This is a genomic window from Catalinimonas alkaloidigena, assembly GCF_900100765.1.
Taxonomy (GTDB): Bacteria; Bacteroidota; Bacteroidia; order Cytophagales; family Flexibacteraceae; genus Mooreia; species Mooreia alkaloidigena.
The window spans coordinates 229,340-249,397 of record NZ_FNFO01000006.1; the positions used below are offsets into that span (position 1 = coordinate 229,340).

Annotated in this window: 18 protein-coding genes; 5 read left to right on the plus strand and 13 right to left on the minus strand. The window is 57.2% G+C overall.

The window, feature by feature from the left end; all coding sequences use genetic code 11:
- Positions 1-149: 149 nt before the first annotated feature.
- Complete coding sequence (gene rhaM / locus BLR44_RS16465) at positions 150-464, plus strand: L-rhamnose mutarotase (protein WP_089683943.1); 315 nt, start codon at positions 150-152, stop codon at positions 462-464.
- Positions 465-580: 116 nt separating this feature from the next.
- Positions 581-1,102 (plus strand): DUF2911 domain-containing protein, encoded by a 522-nt coding sequence (locus BLR44_RS16470; RefSeq protein WP_089683946.1) that lies wholly within the window; start codon positions 581-583, stop codon positions 1,100-1,102.
- A gap of 71 nt (positions 1,103-1,173) precedes the next feature.
- On the opposite strand, the gene BLR44_RS16475 is transcribed toward BLR44_RS16470, so the two are convergent.
- The 13 genes from BLR44_RS16475 to BLR44_RS16540 form a co-directional block, all read right to left on the minus strand.
- Entirely contained in the window at positions 1,174-3,054 is a 1,881-nt protein-coding gene (locus tag BLR44_RS16475) for a glycoside hydrolase family 2 protein (protein WP_218127103.1), read from the minus strand.
- A 129-nt stretch (positions 3,055-3,183) separates the two neighbouring features.
- Positions 3,184-4,692 (minus strand): FGGY family carbohydrate kinase, encoded by a 1,509-nt coding sequence (locus BLR44_RS16480; RefSeq protein ID WP_089683949.1) that lies wholly within the window; start codon positions 4,690-4,692, stop codon positions 3,184-3,186.
- Positions 4,693-4,747: 55 nt separating this feature from the next.
- The gene (locus tag BLR44_RS16485; RefSeq protein WP_089683951.1) at positions 4,748-5,737 is read right to left on the minus strand and encodes an ABC transporter permease; all 990 of its coding nucleotides are present in this window, start codon (positions 5,735-5,737) and stop codon (positions 4,748-4,750) included.
- Positions 5,738-5,996: 259 nt separating this feature from the next.
- The gene (locus tag BLR44_RS16490) at positions 5,997-7,523 is read right to left on the minus strand and encodes a sugar ABC transporter ATP-binding protein (RefSeq protein WP_089683953.1); all 1,527 of its coding nucleotides are present in this window, start codon (positions 7,521-7,523) and stop codon (positions 5,997-5,999) included.
- Positions 7,524-7,563: 40 nt separating this feature from the next.
- The gene (locus BLR44_RS16495; protein ID WP_089683955.1) at positions 7,564-8,211 is read right to left on the minus strand and encodes a DUF2291 domain-containing protein; all 648 of its coding nucleotides are present in this window, start codon (positions 8,209-8,211) and stop codon (positions 7,564-7,566) included.
- Position 8,212: 1 nt separating this feature from the next.
- Positions 8,213-9,115: a D-ribose ABC transporter substrate-binding protein gene (locus BLR44_RS16500; protein ID WP_245706098.1), complete on the minus strand. Its 903-nt coding sequence runs from the start codon at positions 9,113-9,115 to the stop codon at positions 8,213-8,215.
- A 231-nt stretch (positions 9,116-9,346) separates the two neighbouring features.
- Positions 9,347-10,765, minus strand: coding sequence for a DUF1593 domain-containing protein (locus BLR44_RS16505; protein ID WP_089683959.1), 1,419 nt, complete (start codon positions 10,763-10,765; stop codon positions 9,347-9,349).
- 769 nt (positions 10,766-11,534) lie between these two features.
- A complete protein-coding gene (locus BLR44_RS16515; RefSeq protein WP_089683963.1) occupies positions 11,535-12,497 on the minus strand; it encodes a transketolase family protein in 963 nt (320 codons plus the stop codon).
- A 53-nt stretch (positions 12,498-12,550) separates the two neighbouring features.
- Positions 12,551-13,024: a carboxypeptidase-like regulatory domain-containing protein gene (locus tag BLR44_RS16520; protein ID WP_218127104.1), complete on the minus strand. Its 474-nt coding sequence runs from the start codon at positions 13,022-13,024 to the stop codon at positions 12,551-12,553.
- A gap of 88 nt (positions 13,025-13,112) precedes the next feature.
- Positions 13,113-13,937, minus strand: a complete 825-nt coding sequence (locus BLR44_RS16525) for a transketolase (protein ID WP_089684170.1) — start codon at positions 13,935-13,937, stop codon at positions 13,113-13,115.
- Positions 13,938-14,007: 70 nt separating this feature from the next.
- Positions 14,008-15,159 carry a pectate lyase gene (gene pelA, locus BLR44_RS16530; protein WP_245706089.1) on the minus strand — a complete coding sequence of 384 codons (1,152 nt, stop codon included), beginning with the start codon at positions 15,157-15,159 and terminating at the stop codon, positions 14,008-14,010.
- 80 nt (positions 15,160-15,239) lie between these two features.
- The gene (locus BLR44_RS16535; protein WP_089683970.1) at positions 15,240-16,649 is read right to left on the minus strand and encodes an L-fucose/L-arabinose isomerase family protein; all 1,410 of its coding nucleotides are present in this window, start codon (positions 16,647-16,649) and stop codon (positions 15,240-15,242) included.
- Positions 16,650-16,676: 27 nt separating this feature from the next.
- The gene (locus BLR44_RS16540; RefSeq protein WP_089683972.1) at positions 16,677-17,456 is read right to left on the minus strand and encodes a DeoR/GlpR family DNA-binding transcription regulator; all 780 of its coding nucleotides are present in this window, start codon (positions 17,454-17,456) and stop codon (positions 16,677-16,679) included.
- A 312-nt stretch (positions 17,457-17,768) separates the two neighbouring features.
- Here BLR44_RS16540 and BLR44_RS16545 point away from each other — a divergent pair, with 312 nt between their 5' ends.
- From BLR44_RS16545 to BLR44_RS16555, 3 genes are read left to right on the plus strand one after another with little or no spacing between them, the layout of a single operon-like run.
- Positions 17,769-18,338, plus strand: a complete 570-nt coding sequence (locus tag BLR44_RS16545; protein WP_317042797.1) for an RNA polymerase sigma factor — start codon at positions 17,769-17,771, stop codon at positions 18,336-18,338.
- Complete coding sequence (locus BLR44_RS16550) at positions 18,316-19,149, plus strand: HEAT repeat domain-containing protein (protein WP_089683974.1); 834 nt, start codon at positions 18,316-18,318, stop codon at positions 19,147-19,149. Before BLR44_RS16545 ends, BLR44_RS16550 begins: the two co-directional genes overlap by 23 nt.
- A gap of 21 nt (positions 19,150-19,170) precedes the next feature.
- A complete protein-coding gene (locus BLR44_RS16555; protein WP_089683976.1) occupies positions 19,171-20,052 on the plus strand; it encodes a DUF4097 family beta strand repeat-containing protein in 882 nt (293 codons plus the stop codon).
- Positions 20,053-20,058: the final 6 nt, after the last annotated feature.

The window sequence follows — 20,058 nt, forward strand, 5'->3', positions numbered from 1 at the left end:
GGGAGAAATCTTCTGGCTTTTGGAACAAGATTTCCCTCTTCGCTTCACTCCGTTCGAAACGACTCATGTATTTCGTATGCCGCTTGCGGCCTGCGCCCTCCGCTCAATTTGTAATTTGCAATCTGTAATTTCTTAATCCCCCTCCCACCATGCAGCGCGTTGCGTTTAAAATGAAACTGTTTCCGGGCCACGAAGCTGAGTACCGGCGGCGGCACGATGCCCTCTGGCCCGAACTGGCCCAACTCCTGAAAGAAACCGGCATCGAAGACTACTCGATTTTTCTGGACTCGGAAACGAACACCCTCTTCGGTACCTACAAATTGCGCCCTGACCATACGGCCGATGAGTTGCCCAACCATCCGGTGATGAAAAAATGGTGGGCCTACATGAAGGACCTGATGGAAACCAACCCCGACCAGTCGCCGGTGAGCGTGCCGCTGCCGGAAGTGTTTTACCTGGCGTAAGGCTGTGTTTTCGGGCAAAATTTACGTTCTGTCAGGGCCCGGACACGCACAGCCCGCAAACGCTCCGTATATTGCTCCCGAAAATTTCGTTTATTAATCCATCTACCCAACTACCTATGCAACACATCAAAAACGTTTCGCTGTGGGCCGTTGCCCTGTTGTTTTCGTTTGTCACCGTGGTCCAGGCGCAAGACGACCCGTCGAAGCGCCCCAGCCCCCCCGCCACGGCATCGGGCAAAGTGAAGGGTGCCAACATCACCGTGAACTACAGCAGCCCGGCCGTAAAAGGACGCACCGTCTGGGGCGAACTGGTACCGTACAACGAAGTATGGCGTGCCGGTGCCAACGAAGCGACTACCTTCGAAACCGACAAAGACATTATGGTAGAAGGCAAGGCGCTGCCCGCCGGGAAGTACAGCTTCTTCACCATTCCTGGTGAAAAAGAGTGGACCATCGTCTTCAACAAAGTGGCCGAACAGTGGGGCGCGTACAAGTACGACCAAAGCGAAGATGCGCTGCGCGTTACGGTGAAGCCGAAGAAAGCAAAAGAGATGCACGAGCGGCTGGCCTACGAAGTCAACAACAAAGGGCTGGTGCTCCAGTGGGAAAACATGGAAGTCCCGGTGGCGATCAAGTAAATCGCTTGTCCCCTCACAAAAAAGCCTGCGTTGTTTGTACAGCGCAGGCTTTTTTCATGTAGAAGGCTTCTTTATCGCTTCTTTCTGGAGGTAGGCTGGGCCTTCATTTCTTCGTAGTACGCGTTCAGTACCGAGAAGGCTTCTTTCTTCTGTCCGTCCGAGCCGATCAGCCCCTTGCGGTTCCAGCCCTGTTGGTACTGGTTGTTGCGTTTCGGGGAGCGAAAATCGACCAGCACCCACGGCGAAAGGCCCACGAAGTTGTCGGGCATGCGCTTCATCATCGCCACCTGTTCGCGGAAGTACCACGCCTGATACTCTTCACTCCAGCGCGTCAGCGAATCGGCGTGGAAACCGGCTTTGGCGCCCGCCCCGGTTTCGCTGATGAACAGCGGTTTGTCGTAGGACGTTTCCCAGATGGCCGTGCGGCAGTTGTCGGGCAGGCCGCCGTACCAGCCCAGGTATTCGTTGACCGACACCAGGTCGGTGTATTGCCCCAGCGGATCGTCGATCACGTTTTTCCCACCCGTGTAGTGCACCTCCAGCGCAGCGGAGATGAGCCGGGAGCCGTCCCAGGCGCGGGCGGTTTTGGCCAGATCGCTCATGAACGCGGTACGTACCGGGCTGACCGGCGTCTCGTTCCCGACCGACCAGATGATGATGCTGGCTCGATTTTGATCGCGGGCGATCATCTCGTGCAGTTGGTGCTTGGCTTTGGTGAGCACCGCCAGATTGCCGAAGTCGATGGTCCAGTAGACCGGAATTTCCGACCAGACCAAAATGCCTAGCGAATCGGCCAGGCGCGTCGTCTGTTCGCTGTGCGGGTAGTGTGCCAGGCGCACCATGTTACAGCCCAGCTCGTGCGCCCAACCCAGCAACTGCGCGGCATCGTCCTCGCTGTTGGCCCGCCGACCTGGATCAGGAATTTCGCCGTGCACGGAAATGCCCCGCATGAAAATGGGTTGCCCGTTGAGCAACACGTCCTTCCCCTGCACGGCGATGGTGCGGAAGCCGATCCGTTCCGAGACCTCGTCTTCTCCCATCCGGAAACGGACCTCGTACCGCTTCGGCGATTCGGGCGACCACAGTTCTACGGACGGCAGGGTCAGTTGAAACGCGACGGAATCGCCCGTCGCCGGAAACGATTCACGGACCTTGAGTTCGGGAATTTCCACGGTCAGTTGGCCGCCCGAGGGTGCGCCGTTCAGCTTGACCCATCCGGCCACCGGTACTTTTCGCTTTCGGGGGGCGGCCCCGTCGGCCGGGCGCTCCAGTTGAATAAAATAATTCTGGATGAAGGTGTCGGGTACCCAGATCAGATGCACGTCCCGGGTGATGCCGCCGTAATTCCACCAGTCGGTGTTGACCGTCGGGACCTCGTCGGGAGCGCGTTTGTTGTCGACCTTCACCACCAGAAAGTTGTCCGCGTCGCGCAACAGGGTGTCGGGAATCTCGAAGTTGAAGGCCGTAAAGCCACCTTTGTGACTACCGAGTTTACGACCGTTCAGGTAGACCTCGGCCTGGTAGTTCACCGCCCCGAAGTAAAGAAACGCCCGCTGACCCTGCCGCTGCGCTGCCGCCACGTCGAAAGTACGTTGGTACCAGACGGTGCCTTCGTAGTAGAGAAACTCAGGCGCTTGCGAGTTCCAGTCGCCGGGCACCTCTAGCGTGTTGGCGTCGACGTAGGCGTGCTCTTTCCGGTCCGTTTTGTTTTTGGGAACGGGATTGTTCCAGTAGGCCTCGCCGTCGGTTTCCTTCCGCTCTTGGTAGCGGTAGTCGTAATAGCCCGTTTCGTACGGATCGACGATGTAGTGCCAGGTGCCGTTGAGCGATTGCGTGCTGCGCCCCGGCACGTTGCCGATGAGGGGCGTTTGCGCCAGAAGCATGTGGCAGGAAAAGAGCCCGCAGACAAGTCCGATCCCCACCCGGAGGGACCCAAAAGAATTCAGATGCATAGGAGTACAGTTACCAGATGTTACACTAGGGAGTAGAAACTGGCAGTATTATACCCAGCAATGCAGAAATAGGGTAATTGATTGACAACCTGGCCTCCTGAAACGATTGCGAACGGATCGCAGCGCAACCTAGACAGAAGCCACCGATTGCCCGACGGTTCCCACCGCCTGTTGCCACCCCGCGTACGCCCGGTCGACGGCGCTTCGGTCGGCGGCAGGCGATAGCCGTGCGGGATCTGCCTTCAGTTGCTTGAGGTAGTCGAGGCTCGGATAAACGTTCGCCTTCAAGCCGGCCAGAAAAGCCGCACCCTGCGCCGAGACGTCGGGCATGCCCTGGTTCACGACCGACTTGCCGAGCAAATCGGCCAGGAATTGTAGCACGAACCCGTTGGCGGTCATGCCGCCGTTGACCATCAGTTCCTGCAGCAACAAGCCGGTGTCCTGTTCCATCGCGACGATCACGTCTTTGATCTGGTAAGGAATCGATTCGAGGGCGGCGCGGATCAAGTGCTGCTTCGTACTGCCGAAGGTCAGGCCCGAAATGGAAGCTTTGCGGTCCATCTGCCAGTGCGGCGCACCCAAACCACTGAAGGCCGGAATAAGGTAAACACCGCCGTTATCAGGCACCGCCGTGGCGAGGGCTTCCGTCTCCCGGCTTTCCCGGATGAGGCCCAGTTCGTTTTTAAGCCACTCGATCGTACCGCCGCAGGTGACGATGACGCCTTCCAGCGCAAAGTCGATGCGTTCTTCCGTGCTCCAGCACAGCGTCGTGACCATGCCGTGGGCGGAAGGCTTGGCAACGGGACCGATGTTTTTCAGGATCGAACAGCCTGTGCCCAGCGTCGCTTTGGCCGTCCCCGGCTCAAAACAGCCTTCGCCGAATGCCGCCGCGTGGGAGTCGCCGATCATGGCAGTGATGGGTAGGGACTGCGGAAAAAGTCCTCCGAAATCGGACGCTCCGAAATGAGAAGACGACGGCTGCACGTCGGGCAACTTCAGTTTCGAGAGGCCGAAGGCATCGAGCAGTTCCTGATCCCACGCCAACGTGTGGATGTTGAAAAAGAGCGTGCGCGAGGCGTTGGTATGGTCGGTCAGGTACTTTTCTCCGTTCGTCAGCTTGTAGAGCAACCACGTATCGACCGTCCCGAAGTAAGCGCGTCCTTCGTCGATGGCCTGTCGGACCCGCGCGTCGTTTTCGTAAAGCCAGATCACCTTGCTGCCGGAAAAGTAGGGGTCGATGAACAGGCCCGTCTTCTCTTTGATCCGGGTTCCGAACCCCGCCTGCGCCAGCCGCTGACATACCCCGATGGAACGCTTGCATTGCCACACGATGGCAGGGTGCAGCGGCGTCCCGGTTTCGTCCCAGATCAGGAGGGTTTCCCGTTGGTTCGAAACGCCACCGGCGGCGATTTCTTCCGCCTTCCCTCCTTTCGCTTTGAAATCTTCCAGACACGCCTCTACCGAGTCCAGCACATTTTGCAGAATCGCTTCCGGTTCCTGTTCCACCCAACCGTCGGACAGATACTGCGTTTTCAGCGGCACGGAGCCGCGGGCCTGTACCCGGCCTTGCGCATCGAAGACGAGGGTTTTGGTACTGCTGGTGCCTTGGTCAATCGCCAGGATGTATTTTGAGGTCATGGAGTTTACTTTTTTACCACGGAGACATGAAGAGCACAGAGGAGCACGGAGCTCGTTACTCGGATTTGGAGTTGGCTTTGTCGATGATGACGGCCAGGAGAATCACCGCGCCTTTCACCACCTGCTGCCAGAACGGAGAGACGTTGAGGAGTACCAGCCCGTTGTTCAGCACCCCGATGATGATGGCGCCCTGCACCGTGCCGAGGATGCTGCCCCGCCCACCGGACAGCGATGTGCCGCCGATCACCACCGCCGCGATGGAATCCAGTTCGTAACTGATGCCCGCGTTGGGCTGGGCCGAGTCGAGCCGGGACGTCACCAGCAAGCCACCTACCGCGGCCAGCGCTCCAGCGATGCTGTAGACGATGATTTTGATACGGTTAATGTTCACCCCGGAGAGGCGAGCCGCACTTTCACTCCCGCCGATGGCGTAGATGTAGCGCCCCAGCCGCGTTTTGGTCGTGACGCCCACCGCCAGCAACACGATGATCCCGGAAATCCAGACGGGCACCGGCATGCCCAGGAACCAGCCCGTCCCCAGAAACGCAAAGTTTTCGCCCAGACCGGTGATGGGAAACCCTTCCGTCCAGAGCATCGTCAGGCCGCGCGCAATGGTCAGCATCGCCAGCGTCGCCACGAACGGCGGAATCTTGAATTTGGTGATCGTCCAGCCGTTGAACCAGCCCAGCAAACTGCCCGTCAGCAGTCCGGCCAGGCAGCCACCCAGCACCGTAAAGCCGATGTAGAGGTCGTTCGATGGGAACGGAATGCCATTTTTGAGCAAGCCCGCCGTCACCGCTCCGCACAGGGCCAGGATCGAGCCGACCGACAAATCAATGCCGCCGGTCAGCACCACGAGGGTCATCCCCACCGAAATGCAGACGTTGACAGAAATCTGACGCAGGACGTTCCAGCCGTTGTCGATCGTGAAGAATCGATCAGACAGCAATCCGATTAGGAGACACAAGACAAACAGTGCAATCAGCGATTGCAGCTTGACGAGGTACGTGCGGTAATTGGTCGTAGTGGGAGCGGTGAGTTCCATAAGTTATTTTTTTCGTCGCAAAGCGACTTTGTTTAGCTTCTACTATTCACAACAGGTTTCAGGACTTTCATAAAGCCTGTCCCTGGTTTCAGGTTGTACCTGAAACTTATGTACACAGGGAAGTTTTTAACTTCCTGAAAAAGGAAGTGTATACAGTGCGGGAAGTTGAAAACTTCCCTGTGTTCGTGTGGCTTCAGCATGATGCTGAAGCCAGTAGATGAGTAGGCTATCTCTCGATTTCATCAGCTTTGGATTTTTTTCATTTTTCAACCGCCACCTCCGTCGAGGCGGGAATGGCGGCTTTGAGAATCTGGTCTTCGGACGCGCCTTTGGCCGGCAGGTTGGCGGTCAGGCAACCTTCGCTCATCACCAGAATCCTGTCGGACAGCGCCAGGATTTCCGGCAGTTCGGAAGAGACGACCAGGATACCCATTCCCTCGCGGGCGAGCTGGACGATGAGTTTGTAGATTTCATTTTTGGCGTGGATGTCAATGCCCCGCGTCGGTTCGTCCAGCAACAGGAGTTTCGGTTGCGTCGCCATCCATTTCGCCAGGACGATTTTCTGCTGATTTCCCCCGCTCAGATTCCGGGCGAGCTGCGTCTCCGAAGGCGTTTTGATACCCAGGTGGCCGATGTATTTTTTCGCCATCGCCGTCTCGCTGCCACCGTCCAGCACGACGCCCATCCGTTCCAGTTGATCCAAGTTGGTTAGGCTAATGTTCGTTTTCACGTCGAGGCCCAGCACCAACCCGTCCTGTTTCCGATCTTCCGGTACGAGGGCCAGTCCCGCCCGGATCGCATCCTGCGGCGAACGGAATGTCATCGCCTCGCCCTCCATGTGGATCATGCCCCGCGAACGTTTCGGGTAAAGGCCGAAGAGGGTTTCGAGTAACTCGGTACGTCCGGCCCCCATCAGGCCGAACAAGCCCACGATCTCCCCTTTCCCGACCGTGAAGCAGATTTCTTTCAATTGATCGTCGTTCCTGCGAACGGGATGTTTCAGACACAGCTTCTCAACTTTCAGGAGCGTCTGATGTGTGGTGGCGGGTGTCTCCCGTTGGATGACGTGCACATCGCGCCCCACCATCTTGCGGATCAGCGCATCGGGCGTCATACCCTGCATTTCGCCCGCGTCGATGGAGCGACCGTCGCGCAACACCACGTAGCGATCCGCGATGCGAAACAGCTCGTCCAGCTTGTGCGAAATGTAGACCACCGCTTTCCCGTCGCGGCGTAGGTCTTCGATGATGCGGAACAGGACTTCCACCTCACTGTCGCTGATCGCCGACGTGGGTTCGTCCATGATGATCACCTCGGCGTCGAGCAACAGGGCTTTCGCCATCTCGACCACCTGTTGTTGTCCTACTTTGAGTGAGGCCACTTTCACATCAGGGTCGATCGGGAGTTGTAGTCGCCTCAACAATTCCTGGCTCTTCGCGCGCATCGCTTTTTTGTCGAGTAGTCCCCAGCGCGTCAGCATCTCCCGCCCGAGGAAAATATTCTCCTGCACCGAGAGGTAGGGAATCAGGTTCAGTTCCTGGTGGATGATGGCGATGCCCGCGTCCTGCGCCTCGCGCGGCGTCTGAAACCGCACCACCTCCCCTTTGTACCGCACCTGCCCTTCGTAGTCGGCATAGACTCCCGACAGGATCTTCATCAGGGTCGACTTGCCTGCTCCGTTTTCCCCCAGCACCGCCGTCACCTGCCCACCGGGAAACGACAGATTGACGCCGTCGAGCGCCGTGACGCCCGCAAATCGCTTGGTGATGTGTTCGGCAACGAGCATGGGGAGGGAGTTAAGAGTTTTGAGTTAAAAGTTTAACGTGCTATGAGTTTTCTTCAGATACGCTGGAAGGTTGGCTTTCAAGAGAAATGGGAATGATCTCAATGCTCTTTAGATCCAAATGCGCTTTGTTGAGTTGGATGGCTCCGGTGAAGTGGACCTGCTCTCCGACCTTCGCCTGTTGCTTGAAGGGTGGTACCACGTTTTGCCGGATGATGGCGTTGAGTTCTTCGGAGATGTAGTTGATGTCCATCGTGTTGTCGAATTCCTGGATGTCGACCAGTCCCGACGCATCGCGCACGGCATTCCCGAAAATGAACTCGGTAGCAAGTCGCACGTCTGTCCCCCCTTTTAGTGCCAGCGTCATGTCGTTTTCGTGGATGGCGGTCAGGGTGCCTTCGCCTTTCACGAGGAAATACCGCAGGTTGCCGATGCCCAATGCATTCGAGTGCTTCTCAAAGGTGGCTTCCGGTTGCGTGCGCAGGAGGGTAACCAGCGTATCCAGTTCCTGCGCCTCTTGCAGGCGTGGCGGCAGGGTTTCGGTCCACATGCGTTCGGCGTACGCTTTCGCGTCGAACTGGCGGGTGGTCGCTTCGGCCTGCACTTCGCTCAGTTTCCGGAAGTAGACCGAGTTGTAGAGCAACAGCAGCGCTACGGCCGCGATGATCGCGTATTTGACTCCCTTTTGCATCTCAGTTCGTGTATTCGTTCACGTTGTCCTGCGTCACCAGCTCCACCGCCACCGGCACCTTCTGTGGAAACTCTTTCTTTCCTTCGAAATACTGGTGAGCATACTGCGCGGCGGTCTTCGCCATCTCCTTCGGGTACTGCATCCCCGTCGCCATCACTTTTCCTTCCGCGATGGAATGGATCACGTCGTCGGCCCCGTCGAAGCCGAACACTTTCACCTTGTCGCCCCGCCCCGACGCCAGAAGCGCCTGGTAGGCACCCATCGCCATGGCGTCGTTGCCGCAGAACACCGCGTCGATGTCGGGATGCGCCTGCAGGATCGATTCCAGCACTTCCATCGCCTTGTTCCGGTCGAAGTCCGCACTTTGCTGCGCCACCATTTCCAGATCGGGGTAATGATCGACCACGCTGTGAAAGCCCTTCGAGCGATTCCAGGTATTGTTGTCGCCCACCAGTCCCAGAATCTCCACGTACCTGCCCCGCTTGTTCATCGTCTCCACAAAGTACTTCCCGATGGCCACGCAGCCGGAGTAATTGTCGGAGAGAATCTGTGACGCGGCCGCATCGGGCGTATTCACTTCACGGTCCATGCAAAAGACCGGGATACCCGCCTCCTTGGCTTTCCGCACGTTGACGATGGAACCGTCCGCATCGGTCGGGTTGAAGAGGATGGCGTCGAACCCGGAAACAATGGCGTTCTCAAAGTGGTCGGTTTCCAGCGCCGTGTTGTTCTGCGAATCGAAGATTTTGGCTTCGTAGCCCAGCGCCTCGGCCTCGGCGGCGGCGGTTTCGCCCAGCACCACGAACCAGGGATTGTTCAGGGTCGAGATGATCACCGCTACCTTCTTGGGCTGCGCCTCCCCGCCCTTTTCACCGCATGCACTCAGCCAAAGCAAGGGCAGCATCAGGAACAGGTGTTTACTAAATTTTAGTGCAATCATCGTGGTGGCGTTGGTTAGTTCTATTTTCTATTTTCCCATTTATTGTCATTTCGAGCGAACGCGACCGGGCGGCCGGGGCCGAAATCTCGTTCCAGAAATAAGGAGATCTCTCACCGCTGCGGCGGACCGCATGCGTTCGAGATGACAAGTCAATGAGAAAGTTGTCTACTGTAAAAGAGACCCTTTCCCTTCCCTTTATAACGCTTTCGGGAGGACCGTAACGATCACCCGTTGATACCGCGTCAGGGCGGGCGTTCCCGCATCGGTCACCTTCAGAATGATGTGTATCGTTTGCGGTTCCGGCACCGACGGCGCTACAAACGTGGCTTTCTTCTGATCCTTCCCTTCCAGCGGGATCGGTTTGCGCATCGCGTAGGTGCCCGGCTCCGGGTAATAGAGCCATTCGTACCGCAGGGCGTCTTTGTCCGGATCGCTCGACCCTTCGGCACTCAACTGCACCGTTTCGCCCTCCCGGACGGTCAACATGTGGTCGTGAGCCAGTTTGGCTACCGGCGGATGATTGGCCTTTTTGTAGGATTGAACGGTCCAGTCCATGCGGGCGGCGAAGTCGTTCTGAAACGCCTCGCGCCACCGCCAGAGCGTCGCCTTGTTGCTGGTGTGGTAGGCACTGTCGTGGCCCAGCACCTCGTCGACGGCGTCGGTCCAGAGCGGACGGGTTTCGGGCTCGTAGAACCATTTCTCCGTGCGGGGCTGATACAATTCGTAGCGTCCGCCCCAGCTTCCCCAATTCGGGTGTTCCGGGTCGCTCAGTCCGTTCTCGATCAACCAGAGGAAACTCGGCGTATCGCCTTCCATTAGGTATTCGATCAAGGGATACTGGGCACCCAACGGACCGTGGTTCTGAATATTTTCCTTCACCCAGTCGTTGTTCACGAGGCTGAAATCTGCCCCGCCGAACCGTCCGTGAAACTGGTCGCCGCTGATGCCGCTCCAGGTGGCGTAGTGGTAGGCTCCGGCCGCATGGTAGCCGGGACTTGCGATGTAAAACAGGTTCGGAAAGGTTTTGCGTAGCCACGGTCCGGCGTCGTCCTGGTCAGAAATGGTGTAGACGCGCAGCTTCGACACAAACCGGTCGAGTTCCTCTGGCGAACGGGTCATTTTCACCTTCCAAAGGGCCTGCGCCAAGCAGTTGCTTCCACCCCATACTGGCACATACACCGGACGCGGATCGTCGCGATCCACCACTTCGATGATCCATGCCGACCCTTCCGAATCTTTGCCCGGCCCGACGGCCTGCATGCCAAAATCAGCGTAGCCGCGCTTGATCCGGCTCAACAGGGTGTCGGCTGGTGGATAGCCCGGTTCGTGTTTGAGGAGGTTGTCGCGCACTTTGCCGTACGCTTCCACAATCTCGCGGATGCGCCAGTCGGCTACTTTGTCGCGCTGGTGCGTAGAGGTCGTGGCCACCAGTCCTTCCGTGTCGAATTGATTCGTGTAGAGCATGAACCGCACCATCGACATGGCATCATCCGGCTCGTTTTCAATGTCAGTCAGGATCAGGACGCGTCGCTTCTGGGCAGGTTCCTGCGCCCAACTCAACAGCGGCAGGAAGAGCAACAGAAGAAGATAGTAAGTGAGGGAGTGGTGGTGCATGAGGTGGGGAAATTGCAGATTGGTGATTACAAATGGGTCAGAAGAAGGTTGTTAGTCGAAGGGCACAGGCAACAGGTTTCAAGTCCGGTCTATCATACCAATTTTCATCTCGAACTCTTGCGAGAGATCTTTTACCTTTTGATACAAGTATTTATTCTGGCTTAACTCGCTAATGTTATTTTGCGAGTCCCCCTTTCAAATAATAACTTTTCGTTATCAAGTATGGGAAAACAACTGTTGATGAAAAGGTCAGTACGCTGTTTACTTTCTCTTTTCTTTAGCCGTCTATTTACCGATATACTTTGACTAGAATTTAGTATCAACAGATTGCAAGTGACCTTCCACTTTCCCACGTCAGTGATTGTCACACCTAAATGATTCCAATAGTTGTACTCGTAAGTAGAATCCTCTCGGATCAAAAGCGAATACCTTTCATTCTGAGTGACATAACTATAGCTTTTTCCAGTCTGGATCGTTTGCCCCATGGCAGCAAATCCTATCAGAAAAGCTATACAGAAAGAAACACTGCTTACTCTATAAGTGAATTTGATCTTCATCATTTGCTTCTCTCTCTCCAGAATCAAACCATTTTTTCTCATCTCGAGCAGAGCTTCGCGTAGTGACCGGGGGCGGTGCCCCGCCGGGTCTCGCCAGACCGGGACCGGAGTCGAGATCTTCTACTTTTTGCAACAAGATTTCTTGCTACGCTCGAAATGACATAAAGGGGAAAATCGGTTTCCGGTTATCCAGACCTCCGATCATCCCTTCCTCACTTACAGAGTTGCAGCGCGGTTTCGGCGATGCCTTCTTCGGTGAGGCCGTAGTGCCGGAAGATGTCCCCCTGCGAGCCGGTGACGGTGTATTCGTCGGGGATCGCCATGATCTTGAACGGCAACGCCAATCCGTTTTGCATCAGGAACGACGCGCACGCTTCGCCGAGGCCACCGTAGACGCTGTGCTCTTCGACCGTGACCATCGGGGCGCCTTTCGCGGCGACGCGAGCCAACAGGTTCTCATCCAGGGGTTTGATCGTGTGCATGCTGATGACGGTGGCGCGAAGGCCCTGCTCCCGTTCCAGTTTCCGGGCGGCCTGCAGGGCGGGCCAGACGGTTTCGCCGGTCGCCACGAACGTCAGGTCGTCGCCCTCCTGAATCACGCGGCCCTTCCCAAACTCGAACGAGGTCTCTTCTTCCGACAGGAGCGGCATCGGTTTCTTCCCGAAGCGGAGGTAGACCGGGTGTGGGAAAGCCGCCGCCGCACGAATCGCCTGTTCGGTCTCGAAATTATCGGCGGGGGCCACGACCAGAATGTTGTTGATCGCCCGCAGTGCCGCAAAATCGTGGAGGCTGTGGTGGGTCGATCCCAATGCGCCGTAACTCACCCCGGCACTGATGCCGATCACGTTCACGGGATTGTCCGAATAGGCCACGTCCGCCTTGATCTGTTCGAGCGAACGGGCCGTCAGGAAACAGGCCGGCGACACGGCAAAGACCTTCTTTCCGGTGGAGGCCAGCCCGGCGGCCACGCCCACGAGGTTTTGCTCAGCAATGCCGACTTCAATAATTTGTTCCGGGTATTTCTGACCGAAGGGCACGAGCTTGCCGGAGCCACGCGAGTCGCTGGTGACGACCACAATCTGCCGGTCGTCATGCGCCAGGTTCTGCAACGTGCTGGAAAACACTTCCAGGTTCGGCTTCTCGGAAACGTGAGGGTTTGCTATGGTTTCTCCCATCTTATTAGTTACTGGTTAATCAGTTATTGGTGATCAGGGCGCTGCGCATCTCTCTATCGACAATCGATTATGTCTCTGTAGTCTAAAACGAAGGCGTTTTTTGCTGAATCGTATTTATATGGCAAGAGTTTATCATCACGAAAGGGGCATGTCAGATCAACTTTTACTGTATCGACTCGGCTTTTGCTGACGTACCCAAGAAGCTGATCCCAGTGATACATCGGTCGAAAATCTGTTTGCTGTGCATCATTCAGTTGCTGATAGGCTACGGAATCAATCATTTGATTCATGAATACAGGCAGCGTCCCGAGGCTTACATTTTCTTCGGATGCATCAATTTGTGTGATTCGCGTGATCGCACTCAAATTTCCGGGATAGGCGATTTCAACCTCAAACTCCTTCTCCTCTGATGCTACCACCGCTCGATAGTTTCCTTCGACATCCGAAGTCGTTTCGATGGACGTGCCGAGCACCTTAATGGTACAACCGGGCATCGGCTCATTTTCCCAGCGTACTGTTCCTTCCACGATTACCCGAGACGGCGCTTGTTCGCTGGTTAGCACACAAAACAGCATCTAGATCCAAATCAGATTCATCCTGTTCTACTTTATCGACTCACAACGCCTCACTCAAGACATTCAACTCCTCCTGTGCCTGTTCGTATTGCTCCGGGCTGGGGACGCCGTGATGCCATTTGAGTTGATTTTCCATGAATGAGATGCCGCGTCCTTTGATGGTGTGGGCGATGACCAGACTCGGTTTCTCTCCCTGGAACGGCAGGCTCTGGAAGGTCTCTTTCAACTGTGCGAAGTCGTGTCCGTCGACGTGCTTCACTTCCCATCCGAAGGCTTCAAACTTGGCGTCGATCGGATCGGTGTTGCAGACGTCGCAGGTCGGGCCGGTGATCTGCAATTTGTTGTGGTCGATGATGGCGCAGAGGTTGTCGAGCTTGTACTGCGCGGCCAGCAACGCCGCCTCCCAGTTGGACCCTTCCGGCAGTTCGCCGTCGCCCAAGAGCGTGAAGACGCGGTAGTCGCGCTTGTCCAGCTTCGCGGCCAGGGCGGTGCCAACGCTCAGCGCCAGGCCGTGGCCCAGCGAGCCGGTGTTCTGTTCGATGCCGTTGACCTTTTTAGTCGGGTGCCCGATGTAGTGCGACTGGTACTGACACAAGGTTTCGAGGTCCGATTCCGGAAAGAAGCCTTGGTCGGCCAGCACCACGTAGAGCGCCTCCACGGAGTGGCCTTTGCTCTGGATGTAACGGTCGCGGTCGGGTGACGCGAAGTTCTCGGGCGACACCTGCATCACGTCGTTGTAGAGGACGTTCAGGATGTCGACGCACGAAAGGCTGCCGCCCGTATGACCGGCCTTGGCGCTGTAGATGTATTTGAGAATTTTCTTGCGATAGTCGACCGATTTACGGGCCAGTTCTTTAGGCGTCATCAGCGTCATGTTTTAGTGGGCATCTTTGGATCAGCACGGGCGTTTCCTGTCGATGCCTTTTTGATTCTATTTAGTGGGCATTTACTTTTTTGTGCCAGGCCGGGTAGTGTTCCAACACATCGGCGGGATTGTTGGTGTACCACCCGTAGCCGTTGCGGCGTTCGTAACCGATATCGGCCAGGGCGGGCTTCTTGATGCCATCGCGATCGCAGAAGAACGGCTGTTCGGTTTCCAGGTCGTAGAAGCGCCCCCACAACGGAGCGGCTTTTTTGTCCTTCACAACAATCAAATTTCGCTTGCCATCGGCATCCTGTTCCCGCTCCAGTTTGATGCCTTCGACCTTATGCGTCTCAAACCAGTCGACCGCCCCCTCCACGGCAGCCACCACACGCTCCGAGGGATTTTTTAGACTCATCAGAAACAGGGTAATGTCGGCCGATTCGGAGCCACTGAACGACGGCAATTCGTAGGCACGGGCTTTGGCCGGGGCCAGGGTGTTTTCATCGTGCTGCGCACACCACACGGTCGGTTTCCCGTCGACCACAATCTGGGTATTGAGGATGCACTGGACGCCCTTATCCATCGCTTTTTTGGCGTGCGCTTTCTGGTCGCCGCTCAGGTGCAACGGCGCAAAGGCTTCGTCGCCGGCGGCGATCTCCTGCAACAGAGAAAGGATGCGTACCATCGCGTTGTCGTTGTAGGTGATGTGCCCCGAATACGCGACACTTTTGCCGGTCCGCACCGGGAAAAACTGCGGCCAGCCGCCGTTGTCGTACTGCGATGCGAAGATGTAGTCGAGTCCTTGCTCAAACGCTTCCTTGTAGCGTGGGTCCTGCAGGTGGGCGTAGACTTTCGCGAGAAACCGCATTTCCTGGATGGTCGCGCCGTTGTCGAACGTCGCCCCGATCTCCCCTTTTTCTTCCTGCAGAGCGGCCTTGTCTCCCTCCGAAAGGGGGTGGTGATAGGGCTTGTTTTTTGCCCAACCGCCGACCTCTTTTTGTGCCAGCAAGACGTTCTCCGCCACCTGTTTGGCTTCGTCTGAACCGTACCAGGCCTCCGGCATCCGGGTCGCCACGTCTTTCCAGCGTTTGTTGAGGTAATCGCCTTCGTCGGCCGAGGGTCCTCCCTGCGCGGCAACGGAAGTCACGACTCCCATCGTCAGGAGAAGGAAGACGCTAGCAACAGTACGTTTGATCGGATTGAACATGAGGGTGGGTGTCAATAGGTTTTAGTATGCTTTTTAGAAGTACCACGTTTATGAATGTGTGGACAACCTAAAAGTGGTACTTCTGATTATTTCAATTATACGTGCTGGTAGACTTCCCAGCCCATGTAGTTCTCTAACGCTTCTTTGAGAATGTCGGCGGTTTTAGAGGCGTTCATCACCACGTGGTGCTCGAAGCCGGTCCGGCAGACGTACTTCATCAGTCCCTGCAAATCCGGGATCTGCGCGACGGCGCGGGTACCGAACGTATTCAGCGGATCGTCGGTCAGCTGGCCTTCGCCGATGTAGGCTTTGATGATGCCCTTCGTATCGTCGGTGCTGATGCGCCCGTAGGTCAGCGGCGAAGCGGGGGTCCGTCCGGCCAGCGCGCCGTAGGTATTTTCTTCGCCGACGCTCGTGCCCAGAATCGGGGCGGTGCTCACTTCGATGTCGGGCAGGAACGACTTGGCCCAGTTGCCGCAGTGGAACAGCACGCACTTGTTTTCGTCATCGGCGTAGTTGTTGTTCCAGTCCACCAGCGCGCTCGGCGAGCCGGAGGCCAGTTGCATGGCATACATACTCAACGTGCCGGTCACGTCCACTTCGCAGGCGCTCGGCAGCATGTTTTCGCTCATGATGCTCATACTCGTGCAGACGTTACAGCCCCAGTTCTGTTGCAGCGACGTCCAGCACTGAATGGCGGTGGCGTCCAGCGCGTTTTCCTCCATGAAGTCGGTCAGCGCTACATCGAGTTTCGCCATCTGCACCAGCGCTTCCTGCGGCGTCCGGCCCATCGCGGCGTAGTTGCGCATCTTCTCCATCCGTTCCTTGACGGTGGCGGCTTCTTTGTCCATTTTTTCGGCGGCCCCTAGAATCGACGAAAGGTCGACCGTCGTGACGGAAATGCCATGGCGCTGGAGAATCTTCTCGCTGTAACGCACCGTGTTGAAGGCCCCCGGACGGGCACCCACGGCCCCGATGCGGACGTTGCGGAGGCCCTTGACCACTCGGCAAACGGCCACGAAGTTTTGCAGATCGCGCTGGAACGTTTCATCCTGCGGACTGACGACGTGCTTCTCGGTCAGCGTGTACTTGATACCGAACTGGTAGAGGTTGTTGCAGACCGAAATCTTGCCGCACCAGGCATCGCGGCGGCGCGCCACGTCCAGTTGGTTGAGGCTGTCGGGATAGGCCTGGATCAGAACCGGCACATCCAGCTTGGCGAGTTTCAGGGTTTCGGCCACGCCTTTTTCGTCGCCAAAGTTGGGCAGGACGACCAGCACGCCGACGATCTCGTCCCGGTGCTGTTTAAACAAATCGGCACAGCGCTGTGCTTCCTGAAACGTCTCGACGCCGCCCAGTTTGGACTGGTTTTCGTCAAGCATGACCGGCGTAATCTGTAGTTTGTTGAGGACGTCGCGAATCTCGACGCGGGCCTCGGCTACCAGGCGGTCGGGGAAAAAATCCCGGTTGCCAATGATCACGCCCAGAACAGGTTTCTCTTTCATTCCTTTCGTTTACTTTCGGTTGTTTTATTAGGTTGCGATGATCAATTCGATCTCGTGGTCATGAAATACGTGCTGGTCTTTCTCCTCAATGCCCGCGTCGGTGATGATGTAGTCGATGAGGGACAACGCCCCCAGGCTGGCCAGCGCGCTCTGCCCGATCTTGGTCGAGTCGGCCACCAGGTAGGTGGTCTCGGCCGCGTCGATCATCGCCTTTTTCACGACCAGATCAGAGATGCTCGGGTAAGTCAGACCCGCCTTGAGGGAGATGCCCGCCGTAGCCAGAAAAAGCTTCTGCACGTTCAACCCTTTGAAGAAATCGGCGGCCTTCTGCCCGGTCAGCGACAGCGTCGGCGGCTTGAATTCCCCGCCGGTCATGATGACTTCGATGCCCGGTTCTGCACCCAGCATCAGGGCGATGTTCAGGGCGTTGGTAATGACCGTTAACTGGCTGTATCCCACTAGTTTCTTGGCAATCTCGGTAGTCGTGGAGCCGGAATCGAGGATGATGGTATCGCCCACTTCGATGTACTCCAGGCACTTCTGCGCGATCCGCTCTTTCTTGTCCATGTTCGTCTGGTTCGCCAGCGACACGGTACGCACCTGATCTTCCACGTTTTTGAGGTAGGCCCCGCCGTGTTCCTTCACCACCAGGCCGTCGCGCTCCAACTTGTCGAGGTCCTGCCGGATCGTCACTTCCGTCACCTTGAACAGCTTGGCGAGAGCCGCCACTTTGGCCGACCCGTCCTCTTTCAGAAGTTCGAGGATTTTGTCGCGGCGCTGGTTGGGAAGTAAAACTTTGGTGGGCATGGGTGGTCTGGAAGAAAAGCAGTTCTCACGCAGCACGTGCGTAATTTCCGTAGCGCTCGCGCCGAAGCACGCGGCCTGAACGTTCACAATAATAGCAAACAAAAGAAAATAAACGAAATAAAAAGAAAAAATTCACCCTCTTTCTTTTGTCGCTGCCTGGCGTTGCCCTTCCCTCTCCTATTAAGTACCGCTTCGGCCACTTTCCTACCCTCTGTTTTGCCTTTTCAAAAAAATTTTCATCTTCCCTGTAACCTTCCGCCCGTTCGGCGGTATCCCGTTCATCGAACCCAACTTCATCAAACAATCGCTCCCTTGACTGCGCTTACGGACAATGCCTTGATGCTTCGTGTAAAGGCGGGCGACCTGGACCCGATGAGTCTGCTCTTCGAGCGCTACCATCGGCCTCTGTTGGGGTTTCTGTTCCGCATGACCGGTCAGCGAGACGTGAGCGAAGACCTGGTGCAAAACGTGTTTTACCGGATGCTGAAGTACCGGCATACGTTCACTGGCAAAGGCGAATTCCGGGCGTGGATGTACCAGATGGCGCGGAATGCGCTGGCCGATCACGCCAAGCAAATCCGGCGGGCGGGTTATCCGAAAGATGTCGCGGACGTGGCTGAGAAGCTGGCCGGAGGCCCGGAAGCCGACGCCGCGCTGGCCCAGGCGCAGGAACTGGATGCCTTGCAGGAAGCGCTGAACGCGCTGCCGGACGAGTACCGGGAAGTGCTGGTGCTGAGCCGGTTTCAGGAGTTGAAGTACGAAGAAATTGCGCGGGTGCTGCAAACGACCGAGGGCGCGGTGAAGGTGCGGGTGCACCGGGCGCTGAACAAGTTGAGAAGCCTTTTTTTAGAGATCGAAAATGGAAAAGCCCATAACCTGTGAAGCAGTAAAAGAGCGGTTGGTCGACTGGTGTACGGATCAACTGCCCCCGCCGGAGCAACTGCGGCTGGAAGCGCACATAGCCACCTGCGGCGACTGTCGGGAAGAACTGCACGCCGTCCGGCACCTCTGGCGACACCTGGGACACCTTCCCGCGCCACAGCCGAGCGACCAGGCGCGGGTCCGGTTCGACGCGATGCTCACCACGTTCAAAGCGCAGGAAGCAACGCGCTGGCAGGCATCCGACTGGTGGGCGCAACTTGTGTCGTGGGTGGTATCGCCTCCGGTGGTTCGTCTGGCCTACAGCGTATGTCTGATCGGTGTGGGACTGGCCGCGGGCTACTTCCTAAACCACCCTCCTGCAACGAACCCGGCGCAACAGGATCAGATCCAGGCACTGACGAGCGAAGTGCAGCAGATGCAGGAACTGATGATGCTCTCCCTGCTCGAAAATCCGTCGGCGTCGGAGCGGCTGCGGGCCGTCAGCTACACGAAAGAGATTCATCAGGTCGACGACCGCGTGTTGGAAGCGCTGCTGACTACCCTCAACCGGGACCCCAACGTAAACGTGCGGCTGGTCACCCTCGAAGCCCTCGTCGCGCTGGCCGACGACCCGCACGTGCGGGAAGGCCTGGTGAAATCCCTGTCGCATCAGGAGTCGCCGCTGGTGCAGGCCGCGCTGGCCGACGCGATGGTGCAACTCCAGGAAAAACGGTCGGTCGACGCGCTGCGACAACTTCTGCAACAGGACAACCTGAACGACCTGGTAAAAACGAAAATCGAGAAGAGCCTACAAGCCCTCTCCGAAGCATAACCCTCTCATCCTAACCCTCTTATGAATCCTCAAGCAATCCCCTTTCTGGCGGGACTGGCCTTGCTGTGCCACTCCGCGACGCCACAGGCGCCATCGACGCCCCCCGCGTGGGAGAAAACGATCACGCACACCTTTACGCCCACCGGGGCGGCGGACCGGACCACGCTGGCGATCTACAACATCAACGGCTTTATCCGCGTGGAAGGCTACGCCGGTACCGAGGTGCAACTGGAAGTCCATCAGGTGCTGACGGCCGACGACCAGGCTACGCTGGACCAGGGAAAACAGGAATTCCGGCTCGCGTTCGATCAGGTCGGCGACACGCTGATGGCCTACATCGCCGAGCCGTTCGACACCCGCCCACAGCGGAACCGCTGGAACCAGGACAACAACCGGAGAATCCACTACGATTTCACCCTTGATTTTACCGTGAAAGTGCCTTATGCCCTGAACCTGGACGTTGCGACCGTGAACCGGGGCGATGTGGAGGTAAAAGACGTAACCGGAGCCCTGCACGTCAACAACGTGAACGGGGCCATCACCCTCGCCAATGCGAAAGGGGCCACCGACGCCCGGACGATCAACGGCAACGTGGAAGCCCATTACCTGACCCCACCACCGGCCGCCTCGTCGTACTACACGCTGAATGGCGACATCAAGGTGAATTATCCAAAATCCCTCTCCGCCGACCTGAAGTTCAAGAGCTTCCAGGGCGATTTCTACACCGATTTCCCGAAAGTGCAACGCCTGCCCGCCGAGGTGACGCGCAACCAACAAAAAGAGGGCGACGGCACCGTCTACCGCGTTTCGCAGGACACGGCCGTGCGCATCGGCAAAGGCGGCCAAACCCTGCATTTCGAGACGTTCAACGGCAACGTCTATGTCCAACAACAAACCCGATAACCCAAC